The organism is Nocardioides limicola (assembly GCF_016827675.1).
GTDB lineage: Bacteria > Actinomycetota > Actinomycetes > Propionibacteriales > Nocardioidaceae > Nocardioides > Nocardioides limicola.
This window is the reverse complement of sequence record NZ_JAERJA010000003.1, coordinates 307,934-322,834: the sequence shown is the minus strand read 5'-3', so window position 1 is coordinate 322,834 and position 14,901 is coordinate 307,934. Positions and strand designations below refer to the sequence as shown.

The following is a 14,901-nucleotide window of genomic DNA, read 5'->3' as shown; positions in this document are numbered from 1 at the left end:
TGTGAACACCGGGCGCCGGCTGGTCGACGAGATCTCGCGCTTCCTCGCCGTCGGCGGGGTGGCCACCCTCGTCGCCGTAGCGCTGTTCAACTTCCTGCTGCACGGCTTCCACTCCGGTGACGCCTGGCTGGCCGATCGGCCGCTGCTGGCGTTCATCGTCGCCAACGCGATCGGGATGAGCATCTCCTACAACGGCTCGCGGCACTGGGCCTTCCAACACCGACGGCCGGTGCACCCCGACGGGGGGCGCACCATGTACCTGCTGATCAACTCGATGACGATGGTGCTGCCGCTGGGATGCCTGTGGTTCAGCCGCAACGTGCTGGAGCTGACCGACCCGATCTCTGACAACGTGGCTGCCAACGTCATCGGGCTGACCCTGGGGGTGACTGCGCGGTTCTGGCTGTTCCGGCACCTGGTCTTCGCCAGGCCCGCCTATCACAAGGCGAGGATCGCGAACACCATCGAGCCGATCGACCACCGCGAGGGCCACGTCCACCCCGGAGTCACGACGGGCTCCACAGAGACACCCAGGAGTGACCCAACTCCGCCACCAGGTCCCTGAGCAGCGGCAGGCTCACCCCCACCACGTTGTGGTGATCGCCCTCGATCCCGGCCACGAACGGCCCACCCAGGGCGTCCACGGTGAACGCGCCAGCCACGTGCAGGGGTTCCCCGGTCGCCACGTACGCCGCGATCTCGGCGTCGGTCAGGTCCGCGAAGTGCACACGCGTGGACGCGGTGGCGGCCGCCACCTGGCCGGTGCGGGTGTCACGGAGACTGTGGCCGGTGTGCAGGACGCCCGACCCTCCCCGCATCTGATGCCAGCGGGCGGCCGCCTCCGCAGCGTCCGCAGGCTTGCCCAGGATCTGGGAGCCGAACTCGAGCACCGAGTCGCACCCCAACACCAGGGCGTCCGCGGGCAGGTCGGCGCGTGCGGCGACCGCGGCACACTTCAACTCCGCCAACTGCAAGGCCAGCTCGGCTGCCGGCAATCCGTCCACCTGGGATTCGTCGACTCCTGACACCACCACCGTCGGATCGAGGCCGGCACGGCGCAGGGTCTCCAGACGGGCGGGCGAGGCTGAGGCAAGGACGAACGTGATCACGGGACGACCCTAGGCCTTGGGGTCGGCGTACCATGGAGGGACCACATCCCGTGCGGATTGGTGGTCCTATGTGGTGGATGCTCTGGTTGGTGCTGGCCGTACTCCTCGGCGTGGTGGAGTCCCTCACGCTGACGCTGGCGTTCGGCCTCCTTGCCGCCGCCGCGCTGGCTGCCGCGCTCGCTGCCGGACTCGGTGCCGCGCTGCCGATCCAGGTGCTCACCTTCGCGGTGACCGGCGCCGTGGGGCTGTGGGCGGTCCGCCCGATCGCCCGTCGGCACCTGGTGCTGCCACCGCGCTCGCGTGAGGGCAGTGATGCGCTGATCGGCCGGCAGGCGTTGGTCACCCGGGAGATCACCGCGACCACCGGGCTGGTCCATCTGGTCGGTGAGGACTGGACGGCCCGGTCCTATGACGAGGACCTGGTGATCCCGGTCGGCGTGCGCGTCGACGTCCTCGGCATCGAGGGCGCCACTGCCCTGGTGCTGCCCCGGGACCCGCTACCCGAACTGAACGAGGAGTGAGCACGATGACCCTGTTGGTGCCGATCATCATCCTGGCGTTGCTGGTGGCCTTCGGTGTGGCCGCTACCATCCGCATCGTGCCGCAGGCGCGCCGCTACAACATCGAACGGTTCGGCCGCTATCAACGCACGCTCCAGCCGGGTCTGAACTTCATCATCCCGCTGGTCGATCGGGTGAACACCCGGCTCGACGTACGCGAGCAGGTCTACTCCTCCGACCCCAAGCCGGTGATCACCGAGGACAACCTGGTGGTCAACATCGACACCGTCCTCTACTACCAGATCACCGACCCTCGGGCGGCGGCCTACGAGGTCGCCGACTATCTGCACGCGATCGATCAGCTCACCGTCACGACGCTGCGCAACCAGATCGGCTCGATGGACCTCGAAAGCACCCTCACCTCCCGGGAGACGATCAACACCCGCCTCCGGGACGTGCTGGACGAGGCCACCGGCAAGTGGGGGATCCGGGTGAACCGCGTGGAGATCAAGGCGATCGACCCGCCGGTGACCATCAAGGAGGCGATGGAGAAGCAGATGCGCGCCGAACGGGACAAGCGCGCTGCCATCCTGCACGCCGAGGGGGAGCGGGCGGCGCTGATCCTGACCGCCGAGGGGACGCGCAACAAGCAGATCCTCGAGGCAGAAGGGCGCCGGCAGGCGATGATCCTGACCGCCGAGGGGGAGGCCCAGGCGTTGGAGCGGGTGTTCCAGGCGGTGCACGCCAACGACGCCGATCCCAAGGTGCTGGCCTACAAGTACCTGGAGATGCTGCCCAAGCTGGCGGAGAACGGGAACGGGTGGCTGATGATCCCCGGTGAGTTCACCGAGGCGGTGCGGACGGTCACCTCGGCGTTCGCGAGCCGCGAGGATCAGCCGGCGCCGCCGCCGGCGGTGCCGGCCCCCCGGATCGGGCCGGTCGCCCGGCCCCAGGTGATCGCCCCCACAGCCACTCCCGCGACCACTCCCGCAGCCGCGACCGAGGCCGCGCGCGCCGCGGTGGACGCCGCCAAGGCCGAGGCCCGGGCGGTGGGGGAGCAGGCGGTGGTCTGACCAGCGCGGTCGGACCAGGGCGGTCAGACCAGCGCGGTCAGACCAGGGCGCTGGGGAAGGCTGCGGAGTAGCTGCGCATCTCGCCCCAGTCGGTGCTGGTGCTCTGCGCTGCCAGCATCGCCCGGGCCACCGCCCGGGTGACGCAGTCGGCCGCCTCCTCCAGCAGTCCGTGGAAGACCATCGGGTCCGGAGCCGGACCGGCCCCGGTCGCCATCGTGAACAGGGTGTCTCCGTCGAACATGGTGTGCACCGGTCTGATCGCCCGGGCCAGCCCGTCGTGGCCGATGCCGGACACCTTCGCGCACTGGGCCTTGGTCAGGGTGAGATCGGTGGCGATCACACCGATCGTGGTCGCCAGCGCCGACCGCCGCTCCGCGGGTTGGGACGCGGCCGCCGCAACCGCTGCCGCGAGGTCGTCGGGGTCCGGGCGGCGTAGTCCGGGCAGGTCCCCGGGTCGGCAGAAGCGGGCTGCGTAGAGTTCGCCGGTGGCCGGGTCCACACACGAGCCCACCGAGTTGACCACCACCAGAGCGCCGACCGTGTGGCCGCCGGGCAGGGTGGTCGACGCGGTGCCGACCCCGCCCTTGAGGCCGCCGCTGCGCGCCCCGGTGCCGGCGCCCACGTTGCCCTGGCCGGTGACGTCGGTGGCGGCGTCGTACGCCTGCGCGCCCAACGCAGCGTCCGGGTAGTGGCCGAACTCGCCACCGCGACCGAGATCGAAACAGATCGCAGCCGGCACGATCGGCACCACCTCGCCCGGAGCGGCGCCGACGGGGTAGCCGACGCCGGCGGCCAGCAACCGGGCCGCCACCCCGTCGACGGCGGCCAGGCCGAGCGCCGATCCGCCGCCCAGCACGATCGCGTGCACCCGCTCGACCAGGTTCCGCGGATCCAGCAGATCGGTCTCCCGGGTGCCCGGCCCGCCGCCGCGCACATCCACGCCGGCCACCGCGCCGGTCGACGGTGGCAGCACCACGGTGGTGCCGGTGAGCCAGCCGTCGCCGACGCGGTGGGCGTGACCCACCCGGATCCCGGGAACGTCGGTGATCGCGTTCATCACGGTCGGGCCTGCCTCCTCACAGTCGCGCCAGCGCGGCCCGCAGCGGATCGAGGCCGATCGAGCCCAGGTCGAGCGCCGCGGAGTGGAAGGCCTTGAGGTCGAAGTCGGCGCCGTGGCGTGCCTTGGCGCTCTCTCGGGCCTCGAGCCAGATCCGCTCGCCGACCTTGTACGACGGAGCCTGGCCGGGCCACCCCAGGTACCGCTTGACCTCGAAGCGGATGAAGGCGTCCTCCATCCGCGCGTGCGCGCGCATGAACTCCAGCCCCAACTCCGGCGTCCAGGTCTCGCCGACGTGGAAGTTCCAGGGGTTCGCCGGGATCGGCAACTCCAGATGCATGCCGATGTCGACGATCACCCGGGCCGCCCGGAGGGTCTGCGCGTCCAACATCCCGAGCCGGTCAGCGGGGTCGGCCAGGTAGCCGAGCTCGTCCATCAGCCTTTCGGCGTAGAGCGCCCACCCCTCGCCGTGACCGCTGACCCAGCACATCAACCGTTGCCACCGGTTCAGCGCTTCGCTGCGATAGACGGTCTGCCCGACCTGCAGGTGGTGGCCGGGGACACCCTCGTGGAAGACGGTGGTGACCTCCCGCCACGGGGTGAAGCTGGTGATGCCCTCGGGGACCGACCACCACATCCGGCCCGGCCGGCTGAAGTCCTCCGACGGTCCGGTGTAGTAGATGCCGCCGTCGCTGGTCGGGGCCAGACAGCATTCGATGCGACGTATCGGCTCGGGGATGTCGAAGTGCACGTCCGCCAGTTCGGCGACGGTCCGGTCGGCCAGCTCCTGCATCCAGTCCCGGAACGCCTCCTTGCCCTGGATCTGTCGGTCGGGGTCGGCGTCCAGGTGGGCCACCGCTTCGGCGATCCCGGCGCCGGGCAGGATCCGGGCGGCGGTGGCCGACATGTCCTCGGTGAGGCGAGCCAGCTCGTCCCAGCCCCAGGCATAGGTCTGTTCCAGGTCGACCGTGGCGCCCAGGAACTCACGCGACGCCAGTTCGTACTCCTCGCGACCCACGGCCTCCTTCTCCCGGCCCAGCGGCACCATTTCCGCGCTCAGGAACGTCCCGAACGAGCCGAACGCGTCGCGGGCTCGGGCTGCGGCGGCGCCGAGTTCAGCGGTCAGTGAGTCGGGGATCCCGGCCGCCCCGGAGACCAGCGCGGTGAACACATCGGGTCCGGTCTCGGAGCTGGTCCACCCGGTCACCTGATCGGCGACCTCGGCATACTGCCGGGCGGCGACCACCCGACCGGCGGCCGCTTCTTCGGCCAGGGTGCGCCGCAACCCGTCGAGCACGTCGGGCACCGAGGCCAGCCGGGTGGCGATGGCGACCCAGTCGGCTTCGGTCTCGGTCGGCATCAGGTCGAACACCTGCCGTACGTCGTGCAGCGGTGAGGTGAGCACGTTGAACTGGCGTCGGGCGACCCCGGCGTCGACGCGCTCCACCGCGAGGCCCAGCCGCTCGACCAGTGCCTCGCGCGCCACCCGGTCCCGTTCCGCGACCGGGGTCATCGCCTCGGCCCGCTGGCACGTCGCCCGGTCCAGTCGCTCGCGGGCAGCGAACCCGTCCGGGGACAGGTCCGGCCATGCGTGGTCGTGTCCGGCCACCCCCAGGAAGGTGGCAGCGATCGGGTCCAGGCGGCAGTAGTCCTCGAGGTAGCTGTCGGAGAGTGCGTGGATGTCCGGCTCGGTCACGCAGTCACCCTAGCCGGAGGGCACCGACGGTGCCTGTGCCATTTCCGGCTCTTCGGTCAGCGCGGCAGGGCGCTGGACCGCCACCCTCCGAGGCCGTGCTGCACCGGCCGTCGGACGAGCCGGTGCGGGGCGTTCCACTCCGGGCGCGGCGCCCGCGGCGCGGAGTCCGCTGATCCGCCGAGCGCGCTGAAGACCGCCACCACCGCGGCGATCTCCTCGGGCGTGGCGTCAGCGTTGACGACGTGCAGGGCCGGCGGAGTGTGGGTGGCGTCGGTCATCGGCGTGATCCTCGGCTGGTGCGGGGGACGGTCGGAGTCAGAGCGGGATGTTGCCGTGCTTCTTGGGCGGCAGCGTCTCCCGCTTGGAGCGGAGCAGTCGCAGCGCCCGGACCACCTCGACGCGGGTCTCGTGCGGCGTGATCACCGCGTCCACGTAGCCACGCTCGGCGGCGATGTAGGGGTTGGCCAGGGTGGTCTCGTACTCATCGATCAGCTCCGCCCGGCGTGCCTCCACGTCACCGCCGGAGGCCTCCACCTCGGCCAGGGTCTTGCGGTGCACGATGTTGGCGGCCCCCTGGGCGCCCATCACGGCGATCTGGGCGGTCGGCCAGGCGAGGTTGATGTCGGCGCCGAGGTGCTTGGAGCCCATCACGTCGTAGGCGCCGCCGTAGGCCTTGCGGGTGATCACGGTGATCAGGGGCACGGTGGCCTCGGCGTAGGCGTAGATCAGCTTGGCGCCGCGGCGGATGATGCCGTTCCACTCCTGGTCGGTGCCGGGCAGGAAGCCGGGCACATCGACGAAGGTGAGGACCGGGATGTTGAACGCATCGCAGGTCCGGACGAACCGGGCTGCCTTCTCCGAGGCATCGATGTCCAACGTGCCGGCGAACTGCATCGGCTGGTTGGCGACCACGCCCACCGGGCGACCTTCGACGCGACCGAAGCCGATGATCATGTTGGGTGCGAACATCGCCTGAACCTCGACGAACTCCTCGTCGTCGACGACGGACTCGATCACCGTGTGCATGTCGTAGGGCTGGTTGGGGCTGTCGGGGATCAGCGTGTCCAGGGCCCGGTCGGTGTCGGAGAAGTCGGTGTCGGCCACCTCGTCGAAGGAGGGCGGCTCGTCCATGTTGTTCTGCGGCAGGAAGGAGAGCAGCGCCTTGACGTAGTCGAGGGCATCCTCCTCGTCGGCCGCCATGTAGTGGGCGTTGCCGGACTTGGTGTTGTGGGTCCGGGCGCCGCCGAGGTCCTCCATCGAGACGTCCTCGCCGGTGACCGTCTTGATCACGTCAGGACCGGTGATGAACATCGCCGAGGTCTGGTCGACCATGATCGTGAAGTCGGTGACCGCGGGGGAGTACACGTGGCCCCCGGCGCAGTTGCCCATGATCAGGGAGATCTGTGGGATCACGCCGGACGCGTGCACGTTGCGGCGGAAGATCTCGCCGTACAGGCCCAGCGAGACGACACCCTCCTGGATCCGGGCACCGGCTCCCTCGTTGATGCCGATGATCGGGCAGCCGGTCTTCATGGCCAGGTCCATCACCTTGGTGATCTTCTCGCCGTAGACCTCACCCAGGGACCCACCGAAGACGGTGAAGTCCTGGGAGAAGACGCACACCTGACGGCCGTCGATGGTGCCGTAGCCGGTGATGACCCCGTCGCCGTAGGGCCGGTTCTTCTCCAGACCGAAGGCGGTGGAGCGGTGCCGTGCCAGTTCGTCGAGCTCGACGAAGGAGCCCTCGTCGAAGAGCATCTCGATCCGCTCACGGGCGGTCTGGCGGCCCTTCGCGTGCTGCTTCTCCACGGCCTTGGCCGAGCCCGCGTGCACGGCCTCGTCCAGGCGGCGCTCCAGATCGGCAAGCTTGCCTGCCGTGGTGTGGATGTCGATCGTCGGCTCGTCGGGTACTGCACTCACGTTCTCAGGCCTCCTCGGCAACTCCTGTGGTGCCTGCCGCGACACCGCGTGCCAATCTAGTGCCCATGACCGACGCCGCCCGCACGCGCCCACCCCTCGATCCGGATCGGCTCGCCCAGCAGTTGGCCGACATCGTCGCCACCGTGGACGTCCGCGAGGAGTCGGGATCGAGCAACGCCGACGCTGCCGAACTGGCCCGCGCCGGCGCCCCGCACGGCACCGTGGTGGTGGTGGAGCACCAGACCTCAGGTCGTGGTCGGCTGGACCGCACCTGGGTGTCTCCGGCGCGGGCGGCGCTGACCTTCTCGGTGCTGCTGCGGCCGGAGATTCCGCCCCAGGCCTGGCCCTGGCTCCCCCTGGTCACCGGGTACGCCGTCCAGACGGCACTGGCCGAGGCCGGCGTGGAGACGGGCCTCAAGTGGCCCAACGACGTGCTGCTCGGCGACCGCAAGGTCGCCGGGATCCTGGTGGAACGCGTGGAGACCGACACCGGTCCGGTCGCGGTGGTGGGCATCGGCCTCAACGTGACCACCACCGCCGCTGAGCTGCCGATCGAGGAGGCCACCTCGATCGCGGAGGCGACCGGACAGACCCCGGACCGCACGGCGCTGCTGGCTGGTCTGGTCCGGGCGCTGTTGTCCGAGTACGACGCGTGGCTGGGGCAGGGTGCGGCGACGCTGCGGGAGAAGTACGCGGCCCGCTGCGTCACCCTCGGTCGGGTGGTCCGGGTGGCGCTGCCGGACGGGTCGGAGCTGCGCGGCACGGCTACCGGGATCGACGGCACCGGCCGGCTGATGGTGGAGACCGACGCCGGGACGGTGCCGGTCGGAGCCGGGGATGTGGTGCATGTCCGCGCCGAGGCGGAGTTCTCCGAGCAGGTGGAGCAACTCGTGCTGGGCGGAGCCCGGGAGTGGACCGCCGAACAGGTCGCTGCCGAAGCGGGGCTCTCGATGCTGGTGGCCCGACGGCTGTGGCGGGCGCTGGGGTTCGCCGAGCCCGGGACCGAGGTGGCGTTCACCGCCGCCGACAAGGACGCCCTCACCGACCTGGCTGAGGTGATGGACGAGCGCGACATCGACGTGGACACGGCGGTGAACCTGACCCGGGGCATCGGGCAGACGGTCGCCCGACTGGCCGACTGGGAGGTGGCCGGGCTGGTGCAGTACCTGAGTCCGGAGTTGCTGCGTGACCCCCAGATCGCGGTAGGACTCCTCGAGCACCTCAACCCGCCGTTCGAGCGGATGCTGGTCTACGCGTGGCGCCGTCACCTCGCGGCGGCCCTGGCCCGCCAGTCCGCCATGTTCGGTGGCGACGAGCGCGGTGCGTTCCTGACCGTGGGCTTCGCGGACCTGGTGAGCTTCACCGAGCTCTCCAACGAGATCGGCGAGGAGCGGATCGGTGACCTCGTCGAGGTCTTCGAGTCGCGCTGCGCGGACGTGATCGCCAACAACCGGGGTCGGGTGATCAAGTCGCTGGGGGACTCGGTCCTCTTCGTCAACGACGACCCGGGGGCCGCCCTGGAGACCGCCGAGGGGATCATCGCCGTGATCGGACGTGACCAGCGGATGCCCGACGTCCGTCTCGGACTCGCGTCCGGGCAGGTGACGCTGCGCCTCGGGGACGTATTCGGGCCTCCGGTCAATCTGGCGTCCAGGCTCACCCAGGTGGCCCGGCGGAACCGGTTGATCATCGACCAGGCCACCGCAGACCGGTTGCCCGAGGGGGAGTTCGAGTACCGTCGGATGCCGGCCCGCCCGCTGCACGGGTTCGGCCTCGTCGAGCCGATCACCGTCCGCCGCGCCTGACCAGTCGCGGCGGCGCCGGGCTCCGGATCCGGCGCTGGCCGCACTAAGTCAAATTTTCTGGATTCGGCCACGCCGTCTCGGGCGTTCTGCTTACTGTCAGAAGCGTGATGGAAGTCCAGGACGTCCGCGTGGATCCGCAGGCTCGACGGGTCTGGCGGGGGGATGCTGAGGTGCTCCTCTCCCGCAAGGAGTTCGACCTCCTGCATGCCCTGATCAGTCGCCCCGGCGAGATCGTGACGAGGGACGAATTGATGCGCGACGTGTGGCAGACGAACTTCTGGACCTCCGCCAAGACCATCGACGTGCACCTGGGCTGGTTGCGCCGCAAACTCGGCGACGATGCCCGCCATCCGACCTTGATCAGCACCATCCGGGGTCACGGGCTGCGGTTCGAGCGCGCCTCCTCGGACTCGTTCAGCGGCTGACCTGCCGCCCCACTATCCTGTGCGGCGTGTCTGCCGCCCTCGCACCCGCCCTCGCCGTGATCGGCGCCGGTCAGCTCGCGCGGATGATGGCCTCGCCGGCCAACGAGCTCGGGGTACGGCTGCGACTGCTGGCCGAGAGCCCCGATGCCTCCGCCGCCCAAGTGATCGTCGACCAGCAGGTCGGCGACCATCGCGACCTGGCAGCGCTGCGTCGGATCGTCGAGGGCTGTGCTGCGGTGACCTTCGACCATGAGCATGTGCCGACCGAGCACCTGCGCGCCCTGGAGGCCGACGGGGTGCCGGTGCGGCCCGGCCCCGATGCCCTGGTGCACGCCCAGGACAAGGCGGTGATGCGCCAGGCGCTGACCGGGCTCGGGGTGCCCTGCCCACGCCACCGGGTCGTCGATTCCGCGACGGAGGTCGCTGAGTTCGGCTTCCCCTGCGTGCTCAAGACCACCCGGGGCGGGTACGACGGCAAGGGCGTCTGGGTGGTCCGCTCGATCGCCGAGGTGGACGAACCGCTGCGAGTCGCTGCGGAGGCCGGCGTCGCGGTGTTGGCCGAGGAACTCGTCGACTTCACCCGGGAGCTGTCGGTGCTGGTGGCCAGGTCGCCCAGCGGCCAGGCAGCGGCGTACCCGGTGGTGGAGTCACGCCAGCGCGACGGTGTCTGCCACGAGGTGATCGCCCCGGCCCCCGACCTCGACCCGGTGCTGGCGGGCGAGGCGCAGCGGATCGGCCTCACCATCGCCGGTGAGCTCGGCGTGGTCGGCATCCTGGCGGTGGAGTTGTTCGAGACCACGGACGGACGGGTGCTGGTCAACGAGTTGGCGATGCGGCCGCACAACACTGGCCATTGGAGCCAGGACGGGGCCGTCACCTGCCAGTTCGAGAACCACCTCCGGGCGGTGCTGGACCTGCCGCTGGGCTCCCCGGAGCCGCGGGACCGGTGGACGGTGATGGTGAACATCCTCGGTGGCGACGTCGACGCTGGTCGCCTCTACGACGGCTATCCGCACGTGATGGCCCGGGATCCGCGACTCAAGGTGCACCTCTACGGCAAGGGCCTGCGGCCCGGGCGCAAGGTCGGCCATGTCAACGCCTACGGGGATGACCTGGAGGACTGCCTGCAGCGCGCTCGGCATGCGGCCGCCTGGTTCCGGGGCGACCTCGGCGACGAATCGGACTGAGATCGCGACTGCCGGCGATCGGCGGGCTCGACCGCGAGCAGGCCCGGCCACCGGCTAGGCTCGGCCGTCATGGAGCAGACGCCGCTGGTCGGGATCGTGATGGGGTCGGACTCGGACTGGCCGGTGATGCAGGCCGCCGCCGAGGTGCTCGACGAGTTCGGGATCAGCTATGAGGCCGATGTGGTCTCCGCGCACCGGATGCCCGCCGAGATGATCTCCTACGGCCAGCAGGCCGCTGAGCGTGGACTGCGGGTGATCATCGCCGGCGCTGGCGGCGCCGCCCACCTGCCCGGGATGCTCGCGTCGGTGACGACCCTGCCGGTGATCGGCGTACCCGTGCCGCTGCGACACCTCGACGGGTTGGATTCGCTGCTCTCGATCGTGCAGATGCCCGGCGGGATCCCGGTGGCCACCGTCTCGGTGGGCGGAGCCAAGAACGCGGGCCTGCTGGCCGCGCGGATCCTCGGCTCCGGTGACAGCGCGCTGACCGAGAAGCTTGCCGGGTACGCCGTGCAGTTGCGGGACCAGGCCCACGCCAAGGGCGCCGTGGTTCGCGATGCTGCGGGGCAGCAGGGCCGGAAGGTGGGCTTCTGAACCGTCTGATCGGCGTCGACGTCGCGCGGTGCCTGGCGCTGCTCGGCATGATCGCCACCCATGTCCTGGTCGCCCGTACGCCCGACGGCGACCTTGCCCTGTGGCAGTCGATCGCGGGTGGTCGGGCCTCGGCGCTCTTCGCGGTGCTGGCCGGAGTGAGCCTGACGCTGGGCAGCGGCTGGGCTCGTCGGGACCGGCGGCCGACACGCGCCGAACGGGTCGTGCAGTTGCTGGTCCGAGCCCTGTTGATCGGTGCCTTGGGCCTGGTGCTCGGCGGATTGGACTCCGGCCTGGCGGTCATCCTCAGCTACTACGCGATGCTGTTCGTGCTCGCGGTGCCGTTCCTGGAATGGTCGGCTCGACGGCTCGCCGTGGCCGCCGCCGTGTGGGTGGTGCTGGCGCCGGTCCTCTCGCATCTGGTGCGCCCGTTCCTCCCCGACCGTGGCGTGGACAGCCCGAACCTGGATCAACTGAGCAGTCCGGGGGAGTTGCTGGCGGAGTTGTTCCTCACCGGCTACTACCCGGCGTTCGTGTGGATGGCCTACCTGCTCGCCGGGATGGCCCTGGGGCGACTGGACCTGCGCCGCTGGCAGGTCGCGGGGGCGGTGGCGGCCGGGGGAGCAGTGCTGGCTTCGGCGGCGAAGCTGATCTCGGACGAGGCGACCCGGCAGGCCGACACGCTCCGGGCGCTGACCGGCTCCGCCAGCGGCGAGCAGCGTGAGCAGTTCCTGGACGGGATCGCCGGCGGCATGTTCGGCACCACGCCGGCGGGGGAGACCTGGCACTGGTTGTGGGTGTCCGCCCCGCACAGCGGCACCCCCTTCGACCTCGCCCACACCATCGGGACGTCGCTGCTGGTCCTGGGCGTGAGCCTGCTGGTCGTGGCGATGCTGCCGGCAGGGCTCGGGCGGGTGCTGCAGGTGCTCACCGGGGCCGGGGCGATGACCCTGTCCCTCTACACGCTCCATGTGGTGATGCGCACCCCGCAGGTGTGGCCGGCTGAGGAACCCGACGCGATCGCCTGGCACCTGCTGGTGGTGCTGGGGATCGGAGCCGGCTTCGCGGTGGCCGGCCGCCGGGGGCCGGCCGAAGCGGTGGTCCGGTGGGTCTCCCGGGCCGCAGGTGGGCTTGCGTCTCGCTGAGAACGGTCGGCTCGGCGTCGCTCACTCGTCGCCGCGCACTCGGCCCCGCAACGTCTTCGTGGCGCTGCGGCGCTTCTTCGCGGCCACTCGTCGGCGCTGGGAGCCGGCGGTCGGCCGGGTGGGCCGCCGTGGCGGTGCCGGTGGGGCCAGGGCCTCGCGCAGCAGTCGGCTCAGCCGCTCCCGGGCCGCGACCCGGTTCCGGTGCTGACTGCGGTGTTCCGAGGCGGTCACCACGAGGGTGCCGTCGACGAGTCGGTCGGCGAGCCGGCGCAGCACCTGCTCGCGTTGGGAGTCGCTCAAGGCTGCCGAGGCGGACACGGCGTACACCAGCTCGACCCGGGTGTCGCTGGTGTTGACCGACTGCCCGCCCGGGCCGGGGGAGCGGGAGAAGCGTTCGGTCAGCTCGGCTGCCGGGATCACCAGCCCGGAGGGGATGCCGGGACCAGCCGGGAGCGCCAGGTCGGCACCGGGGACGGTCATGTGTTCACGGTAGCTGTCCAGCGGGGACGCCTCGGGGTTAGCGTCGGTTCACCCTGACCTAGAATCCGCGCCATGACCGCAGACCAGCCCATGTACGCACTCTCCGAGGAACACCAGGCGATCCGGGAGGCGGTGCGGGCTGTTTGCGACGCGAAAGTGGCGCCGTACGCCGCCGAGGTGGACGAGGAGGCGCGGTTCCCGCAGGAGGCGCACGATGCGTTGGTCGCCTCGGACTTCCACGCCCCGCACGTCGCCGAGCAGTACGGCGGCGCGGGTGCCGACGCGCTGGCCACCGTGATCGTGATCGAGGAGGTGGCCCGCGCCGACGTCTCCGCCAGCCTGATCCCGGCCGTCAACAAGCTCGGCTCGTTGCCGGTGATCATCGGCGGCTCGGAGGAACTGAAGGCCAGGTACCTGTCCAAGCTGGCCGCCGGCGACGGGATGTTCTCCTACTGTCTGTCCGAGCCCGAGGCCGGCTCCGACGCGGCGAACCAGAAGACCCGGGCCGTCCGTGACGGCGACGGCTGGGTGCTCAACGGCACCAAGCGATGGATCACCAACGCCGGGGAGTCGGAGTTCTACACCGTGCTGGCGATGACCGATCCCGACAGCCGGTCCCGCGGGATCTCGGCGTTCGTGGTGGAGAAGTCGGACGAGGGCGTCTCGTTCGGCGCTCCGGAGAAGAAGCTCGGCATCAAGGGCAGCCCCACCCGTGAGGTGTACCTGGACAAGGTGCGGATCCCCGCGGACCGGCTGATCGGCGAGGAGGGCAAGGGCTTCGAGTATGCGATGAAGACCCTGGACCACACCCGGATCACCATCGCCGCGCAGGCCGTCGGCGTTGCCCAGGGGGCGCTGGACTATGCGCTGGGCTATGTCAAGGAGCGTCAGCAGTTCGGCAAGCCGATCGGGGACTTCCAGGGCCTGCAGTTCATGATCGCCGACATGGGCATGAAGATCGAGGCGGCGCGGCAGATGACCTACGCGGCCGCGGGCCGTTCCGAGCGGGGCGACGCCGACCTGACCTTCTTCGGCGCCGCCGCCAAGTGCTTCGCCTCGGACGTGGCGATGCAGGTGACCACCGATGCGGTCCAGTTGCTCGGTGGCTACGGCTTCACCCGCGACTACCCGGTGGAGCGGATGATGCGCGACGCCAAGATCACTCAGATCTACGAGGGCACCAACCAGGTGCAGCGCATCGTGATGGCCCGGCAACTCCTCGCCGGAGTGCAGTCCGACCTCTGATCGAGGGAGACTTCACGGTCTTCTCAAAGGCTTTCCATGGCCAACTCCCAGGTTCCTGAGGCACAGTGGAGGGAACCGGAGGCGAAGGAGACGCTGGTGAGACGCACATCGTGGGTTGCGGGGACGGCGGCAGCAGCCGTACTGGCCCTGGGGGCCGGTGGACTGGCGCTCGCCCAGACCTCCGGGGACTCTGAGAATCCTGGTCGTGCGGCCGCCGCCGAACGGGTCGCGGAGAAGCACCGCGAACTGGCCGAGCGGCTGGCCGAGAAGCTCGGTCTCGATGCCGACGAGGTGGCCGACGCGCTGGGTGAGGCCCAGGCGGAGATCCGGGCGGAGCGCGATCAGGAGTACCGGGAGCGCAAACTCGAGCAGTTGGCGCGCGCGGTGGAGGATGGACGCATCTCCGAGGAGCGGGCGGAGGAGCTGCGCGAGCGGATCGAGTCCGGTCAGCGTGGCTGGGGTCCCGGTGGGCTCGGCAAGGGCCACGGGCGCCACGGCTTCGGGATGTCGGACGGCAAGGGTCGACCCGAGCACCTCGGCCCCCCGGACGGTCGTGGCAAGCCGGACGGAACCGGCAAGCCCGACGGCCACCGGGGCTACGGGCCTGGCGGTCGCTTCGGTCGCGGCGACGCTGCCGATGGCTGAGCCGTCGCGTAGCAGGAACCTGT

Annotated in this window: 16 protein-coding genes; 10 read left to right on the top strand and 6 right to left on the bottom strand. The window is 70.6% G+C overall.

The genetic code is table 11. The features are described from left to right. Nucleotide 1 precedes the first annotated feature (1 nt). Entirely contained in the window at nt 2–565 is a 564-nt protein-coding gene (locus JKG67_RS08650; protein WP_203336882.1) for a GtrA family protein, read from the top strand. Here the strand turns inward: JKG67_RS08650 and JKG67_RS08645 are convergent. Continuing rightward, nucleotides 507–1,109: a Maf family protein gene (locus JKG67_RS08645; protein WP_203336881.1), complete on the bottom strand. Its 603-nt coding sequence runs from the start codon at nt 1,107–1,109 to the stop codon at nt 507–509. The two genes, JKG67_RS08650 and JKG67_RS08645, sit on opposite strands and share 59 nt — an antisense overlap. Before the next feature lie 77 nt (nt 1,110–1,186). Here JKG67_RS08645 and JKG67_RS08640 point away from each other — a divergent pair, with 77 nt between their 5' ends. Beyond that, nucleotides 1,187–1,630 (top strand): NfeD family protein, encoded by a 444-nt coding sequence (locus JKG67_RS08640; RefSeq protein ID WP_238998151.1) that lies wholly within the window; start codon nt 1,187–1,189, stop codon nt 1,628–1,630. 5 nt (nt 1,631–1,635) lie between these two features. Beyond that, complete coding sequence (locus JKG67_RS08635) at nt 1,636–2,682, top strand: SPFH domain-containing protein (RefSeq protein ID WP_203336879.1); 1,047 nt, start codon at nt 1,636–1,638, stop codon at nt 2,680–2,682. A gap of 37 nt (nt 2,683–2,719) precedes the next feature. Here the strand turns inward: JKG67_RS08635 and JKG67_RS08630 are convergent, their stop codons facing one another. From JKG67_RS08630 to JKG67_RS08615, 4 genes are read right to left on the bottom strand one after another with little or no spacing between them, the layout of a single operon-like run. After that, nucleotides 2,720–3,739: a P1 family peptidase gene (locus tag JKG67_RS08630; protein ID WP_203336878.1), complete on the bottom strand. Its 1,020-nt coding sequence runs from the start codon at nt 3,737–3,739 to the stop codon at nt 2,720–2,722. Nucleotides 3,740–3,758: 19 nt separating this feature from the next. Beyond that, nucleotides 3,759–5,435: a DUF885 domain-containing protein gene (locus tag JKG67_RS08625; RefSeq protein WP_203336877.1), complete on the bottom strand. Its 1,677-nt coding sequence runs from the start codon at nt 5,433–5,435 to the stop codon at nt 3,759–3,761. A 56-nt stretch (nt 5,436–5,491) separates the two neighbouring features. Further along, nucleotides 5,492–5,713, bottom strand: a complete 222-nt coding sequence (locus JKG67_RS08620; RefSeq protein ID WP_203336876.1) for an acyl-CoA carboxylase subunit epsilon — start codon at nt 5,711–5,713, stop codon at nt 5,492–5,494. Nucleotides 5,714–5,750: 37 nt separating this feature from the next. Beyond that, nucleotides 5,751–7,355 (bottom strand): acyl-CoA carboxylase subunit beta, encoded by a 1,605-nt coding sequence (locus JKG67_RS08615; protein WP_203336875.1) that lies wholly within the window; start codon nt 7,353–7,355, stop codon nt 5,751–5,753. Nucleotides 7,356–7,420: 65 nt separating this feature from the next. On the opposite strand from JKG67_RS08615, the gene JKG67_RS18465 reads away from it, so the two are divergent. The 5 genes from JKG67_RS18465 (at nt 7,421) to JKG67_RS08590 (ending at nt 12,508) form a co-directional block, all read left to right on the top strand. After that, nucleotides 7,421–9,160, top strand: a complete 1,740-nt coding sequence (locus tag JKG67_RS18465) for a biotin--[acetyl-CoA-carboxylase] ligase (RefSeq protein ID WP_238998150.1) — start codon at nt 7,421–7,423, stop codon at nt 9,158–9,160. A gap of 107 nt (nt 9,161–9,267) precedes the next feature. Next, nucleotides 9,268–9,585 carry a winged helix-turn-helix domain-containing protein gene (locus JKG67_RS08605; RefSeq protein WP_238998211.1) on the top strand — a complete coding sequence of 106 codons (318 nt, stop codon included), beginning with the start codon at nt 9,268–9,270 and terminating at the stop codon, nt 9,583–9,585. Between the two features lie 26 nt (nt 9,586–9,611). Further along, nucleotides 9,612–10,772 carry a 5-(carboxyamino)imidazole ribonucleotide synthase gene (locus JKG67_RS08600; RefSeq protein WP_203336873.1) on the top strand — a complete coding sequence of 387 codons (1,161 nt, stop codon included), beginning with the start codon at nt 9,612–9,614 and terminating at the stop codon, nt 10,770–10,772. 69 nt (nt 10,773–10,841) lie between these two features. Then, nucleotides 10,842–11,366: a 5-(carboxyamino)imidazole ribonucleotide mutase gene (gene purE / locus JKG67_RS08595; protein ID WP_203336872.1), complete on the top strand. Its 525-nt coding sequence runs from the start codon at nt 10,842–10,844 to the stop codon at nt 11,364–11,366. Further along, nucleotides 11,363–12,508, top strand: coding sequence for a heparan-alpha-glucosaminide N-acetyltransferase domain-containing protein (locus JKG67_RS08590; RefSeq protein WP_307816494.1), 1,146 nt, complete (start codon nt 11,363–11,365; stop codon nt 12,506–12,508). Before purE ends, JKG67_RS08590 begins: the two co-directional genes overlap by 4 nt. A 21-nt stretch (nt 12,509–12,529) precedes the next feature. Here JKG67_RS08590 and arfB read toward each other — a convergent pair whose 3' ends face one another. After that, a complete protein-coding gene (gene arfB / locus JKG67_RS08585; protein ID WP_203336871.1) occupies nt 12,530–12,988 on the bottom strand; it encodes an alternative ribosome rescue aminoacyl-tRNA hydrolase ArfB in 459 nt (152 codons plus the stop codon). 72 nt (nt 12,989–13,060) lie between these two features. Here arfB and JKG67_RS08580 point away from each other — a divergent pair, with 72 nt between their 5' ends. Then, nucleotides 13,061–14,233 (top strand): acyl-CoA dehydrogenase family protein, encoded by a 1,173-nt coding sequence (locus JKG67_RS08580; RefSeq protein ID WP_203336870.1) that lies wholly within the window; start codon nt 13,061–13,063, stop codon nt 14,231–14,233. A 96-nt stretch (nt 14,234–14,329) separates the two neighbouring features. Then, nucleotides 14,330–14,878: a hypothetical protein gene (locus JKG67_RS08575; protein ID WP_203336869.1), complete on the top strand. Its 549-nt coding sequence runs from the start codon at nt 14,330–14,332 to the stop codon at nt 14,876–14,878. The last annotated feature ends 23 nt before the right edge of the window (nt 14,879–14,901 follow it).